The 4,312-nt window shown below is 49.0% G+C and carries 5 protein-coding genes and 1 pseudogene; 5 read left to right on the top strand and 1 reads right to left on the bottom strand.

The features are described 5' to 3' along the window. The 4 genes and pseudogenes from clpX to kduI form a co-directional block, all read left to right on the top strand. Positions 1-249, top strand: a pseudogene (gene clpX, locus ACFL9S_RS22850) (ATP-dependent Clp protease ATP-binding subunit ClpX); the annotation flags it as partial. Between the two features lie 378 nt (positions 250-627). After that, the gene (locus ACFL9S_RS22845) at positions 628-1,101 is read left to right on the top strand and encodes a YhcH/YjgK/YiaL family protein (RefSeq protein ID WP_405264166.1); all 474 of its coding nucleotides are present in this window, start codon (positions 628-630) and stop codon (positions 1,099-1,101) included. A gap of 93 nt (positions 1,102-1,194) precedes the next feature. Beyond that, positions 1,195-2,217, top strand: coding sequence for a 2-keto-3-deoxygluconate transporter (kdgT, locus tag ACFL9S_RS22840; RefSeq protein WP_405264165.1), 1,023 nt, complete (start codon positions 1,195-1,197; stop codon positions 2,215-2,217). Positions 2,218-2,280: 63 nt separating this feature from the next. Continuing rightward, a complete protein-coding gene (gene kduI, locus ACFL9S_RS22835; RefSeq protein WP_405264164.1) occupies positions 2,281-3,117 on the top strand; it encodes a 5-dehydro-4-deoxy-D-glucuronate isomerase in 837 nt (278 codons plus the stop codon). 126 nt (positions 3,118-3,243) lie between these two features. Here kduI and ACFL9S_RS22830 read toward each other — a convergent pair whose 3' ends face one another. After that, positions 3,244-3,837: an ATP-dependent Clp protease proteolytic subunit gene (locus ACFL9S_RS22830; protein ID WP_405264163.1), complete on the bottom strand. Its 594-nt coding sequence runs from the start codon at positions 3,835-3,837 to the stop codon at positions 3,244-3,246. 285 nt (positions 3,838-4,122) lie between these two features. On the opposite strand from ACFL9S_RS22830, the gene ACFL9S_RS22825 reads away from it, so the two are divergent. Further along, positions 4,123-4,312, top strand: a 190-nt coding sequence (locus tag ACFL9S_RS22825) for a ClpX C4-type zinc finger protein (RefSeq protein ID WP_405264162.1), incomplete at its 3' end; no start/stop codon positions are given.

Here is a 4,312-nt window from a genome sequence, read left to right as displayed (position 1 = left end):
CTGGAAGGCGTGGAGCTGGAGTTTCGTGAAGATGCGTTGACGGCGATTGCCAAAAAGGCGATGTCGCGCAAAACCGGTGCCCGCGGGCTGCGTTCTATCGTGGAAGGCGCTCTGCTGAACACCATGTATGACCTGCCGTCGATGGATGACGTCGAGAAAGTCGTGGTGGATGCGCCGGTCATTGAAGGTGACAGCGAACCGAAGCTAATCTACGGTAAACCAGAAACTCAGCAGGCATCTGGCGAGTAACGTCTGGGAAGCCAGAACACCGCTGTTTTCTGTTAAAAGTCCGTAATCTCATTGAAGATTACGGACTTTTTTTATGCAAAATTTGCCCGCTTCTGAAAATATCATCGCCGGGCGATCCCTTGTTTTTCCCATATCAGTTAAATCAGTTTAACGGCTGAATTATAATATTTAACATCCCTGTAAATTAATAATCATAAAGAAAGCAATTCGAACTATATAAATGAACCGTTGTTTTATTTTTATGGAAACATTGTTTTGTAGTGGTGGTTATTTGGATCTTGATCACAGTTATGACGGGGGGGGATTAGTTATATTGTGTCATCGGTAGCGAAGGAATGTCTCTTTCGTGAAATTTTAACCATTATGGAATTAACCCGAATGATCGCAACGAGTATCCAGGATTATCTTCAGGAACAGGGTCTTTCCTCTCAACTTAAAAACCTGATTACACGGGCGCTCGATATTGTTCAGCAGCAACCTGATGCCGGACGCTATAATATTGAAGGTGATCAGGTATTTGTCCTGATCTCAACCCCCGAGACCGAACAGCAAGAGGCCCGGCAGGCTGAATACCACTATCGCTACCTTGATGTACAAATTCTGCTGGAAGGCTCTGAAAGGCTGGGTTATGGCCTGAAGCTTGCCTCTGCGGAACCCGATGCAAACTACTCTGCCTCTCAGGATATCACCTTCTGTAAAACCATCAGCAATGAACAGTTCCTGCAGTTTGAACCGGGCGATCTGGCAGTCTTTTTCCCACGTGAATATCATCGTCCTTTATGTGCTGTGCATGGCAATGCATTAGCGATTAAAAAAGCGGTGATTAAAGTGAATATGGACTTTATCCACTAGCGCTATTCAATGTTTTAATTTAATTCCAACACAATCCGTTTATTACGGCGGAATAGCTTCGCGTTGAATACTTAAAGGTTGAATGAGTTTAATATGAAAATTAAACAAGCTATCGAAAAGATCCCCGGTGGGATGATGCTGGTTCCCTTATTTATTGGTGCAATTGTCCATACGTTTTCACCGGATGCAGGGAAATATCTGGGATCATTTACCAACGGGTTAATGTCCGGTACGGTGCCAATACTGGCAGTGTGGTTTCTCTGCATGGGGGCGTCGATAAAAGTCAACGCTACGGGCACCGTTTTACGCAAATCAGGGACGCTGGTGTTGACCAAAATTGCTACAGCCTGGATTGTGGCGGCGATCGGTTCACGTATCATTCCTGAATATGGCGTAGAAGTGGGATTCTTTGCGGGGATGTCTACGCTGGCACTGGTCGCGGCGATGGATATGACCAATGGGGGCCTGTATGCCTCACTGATGCAGCAGTACGGTAGTAAGGAAGAAGCTGGCGCGTTCGTGTTGATGTCGGTTGAGTCTGGTCCGCTGATGACTATGGTGATCCTCGGCACCGCAGGTATCGCCTCTTTTGAACCGCATGTTTTCGTCGGTGCTGTACTGCCTTTCCTGGTTGGCTTCGCGCTGGGCAATATTGATCCGGAACTGCGTGAATTCTTCAGCAAGGCCGTCCATACCCTGATTCCCTTTTTCGGCTTTGCGTTGGGAAATACCATCAACCTTAACGTTATACTCGAAACGGGTCTGCTGGGCTGTCTGTTGGGTGTCAGTGTGATTATCGTTACCGGTATACCGCTGATGATTGCCGACAAGTTTATTGGCGGCGGTAACGGAACGGCAGGTATTGCTGCATCAAGCTCAGCGGGTGCGGCTGTGGCGACCCCAGTACTCATAGCTGAAATGGTTCCCCACTTCAAACCGATGGCCCCGGCGGCAACCGCGCTGGTGGCGACTTCTGTCATTGTCACTTCAATACTGGTGCCGATCCTTACGGCGATGTGGTCGAAACGCCACGCTGCCGCACCAGCCATATCCGCGGTGGTCTCTCCGGTCGCGGTGGTAGAAAGCCAGGCTGCCACGAAAGTTAAACATATCTGAATCCCTTCCAACTCTTCAGGGCAATGGCAAACCGGCATTGCCCGCCATGAATAAGGTCATCCTATGCAAGTTCGCCAAAGCATTCACAGCGATCACGCCAGAACGCTGGATACCGCCGCCCTGCGCCGCGAGTTTTTAATTGAGCAGATTTTTACTGCCGACAGCTACACCATGACTTACAGCCATATCGATCGCATCGTGATCGGTGGCGTGATGCCCGTCAATGAGACGGTGACTTTCGCAGCAGAGGTCGGTAAGCAGTTTGGCGTAAGCTATTTTCTGGAACGCCGTGAGCTTGGCGTGATCAATATCGGTGGCGCGGGAACCATCACCATTGATGGCGACTGCTATGAAGTGGGTAACAAAGAGGCGTTATACGTTGGTAAAGGGGCCAGGGAAGTTGTGTTTAGCAGTATCAGCGCCGCGACGCCGGCAAAGTTTTATTACAACAGCGCACCGGCACATACCCATTACCCTGTCACCCTTGTCACGCGTGACCAGGTTGCGCAGCAGACGATTGGCAGCCTGGCGACTAGTAATCTTCGCACCATTAACAAGTATCTGGTGCCGGATGTATTGACGACCTGCCAGCTGACGATGGGCCTGACCGAACTCGCCGAAGGGAACCTGTGGAACACCATGCCCTGCCATACCCACGATCGGCGCATGGAAGTCTATTTCTACTTCAATATGGATGAAGAAACGGCGGTGTTTCATATGATGGGCGAGCCGCAGGAAACCCGGCATCTATTGGTGCACAACGAGCAGGCAGTGATATCACCAAGCTGGTCGATTCACGCGGGTGTCGGAACCAAAAATTATACCTTTATCTGGGGAATGGTCGGAGAGAATCAGGTATTTGATGATATGGACCATGTCAAAATTAGCGATATCCGCTAAACCCATTTATGGGCGTGGGTTTGCAATAAAGGGATATGGAGGGGACGCCAGGAGTAAATGGCCAGTCAGTGAAAACACTGACTGGCATCAGGCCGCAGATTTGGCCTTTTTATGACGGTATAGCGCTTAGGCTTTCAGTTCGTCCCACTGGCTGATGACGTGAGTAGTGATACCGTAATCAACCGCCTGCTCAGGACTCATCCAGTAGTTACTGTCAGTGTCTTTCTCTACTTTTTCCAGAGGCTGGCCCGTCGCTTTGCTGATCAGCTGGTTGATACGTGCACGTGCACGCAGCAGCTCTTTCGCCTCGATCTCAATATCAGAGACTTTGCCGCGCACGCCGCCCAGGGGCTGATGGATCATAAAGCGGGTATTTGGCAGCGAGTAACGGTCATCTTTGTCAGCCGCGAGGAAAATGGTGATACCGGCGCTGGCAACCCAGCCTGTTCCAATAACCAGCACTCTCGGCTTCACAAATTTGATCATGTCGTGGATGGTGTCACCGGCTTCAACATGGCCACCCTGGCTGTTAATAAACAGTTTGATCGGCTCATCGCCCATTTCTTGCAGGATCAGCAACTGTGCAGTCACTTTCTCAGCAAGCGCCTGATTAATCTCACCAGAAATGATAATAGAGCGTGATTGCAGCAGCTTATTGACTGCCAGCGATGAATTCTTCTCTTCCTGCCCGTTTTCTTCTTTAGTTGGCTCTTGAGGCATGCTTTACACTCCATCGGATAATCATAAGTGACCAGAGTTTAGCATAATCCAATTACCAGCTAAATCAACAGTAACTTCAGGTGGTCTTTGTTATTTAAAACAGCATGTTAAATGATATTTAACCCTGAAAATAAAGGGGCTGATTGTTTTTTGTCCAGAGTCTGTGTGGTCATGATTCTCTCTTGTTAACATGACGCGCATCGGACTTTTACTCCCAATTGCAGCGGGAAATGGGCTATATTAAGGACTGGTACGTGTAAATTAAGTAAGGCATGAGGTTAACTGATGACAGATAAGCGCAAAGACGGTTCAGGGAAACTGCTGTACTGCTCTTTTTGCGGCAAAAGCCAGCATGAAGTGCGTAAGCTGATTGCCGGCCCGTCAGTCTACATCTGCGATGAATGCGTCGACTTATGTAACGACATCATTCGCGAAGAGATCAAAGAAGTTGTGCCACACCGTGAGCGCAACTCGC

This window comes from Erwinia sp. AnSW2-5 (genome assembly GCF_045107195.1).
In the GTDB taxonomy this organism is placed as follows: Bacteria; Pseudomonadota; Gammaproteobacteria; order Enterobacterales; family Enterobacteriaceae; genus Erwinia.
The sequence above is the reverse complement of the archived record's forward strand: the minus strand, read 5'-3'. Positions and strand labels throughout refer to the sequence as shown.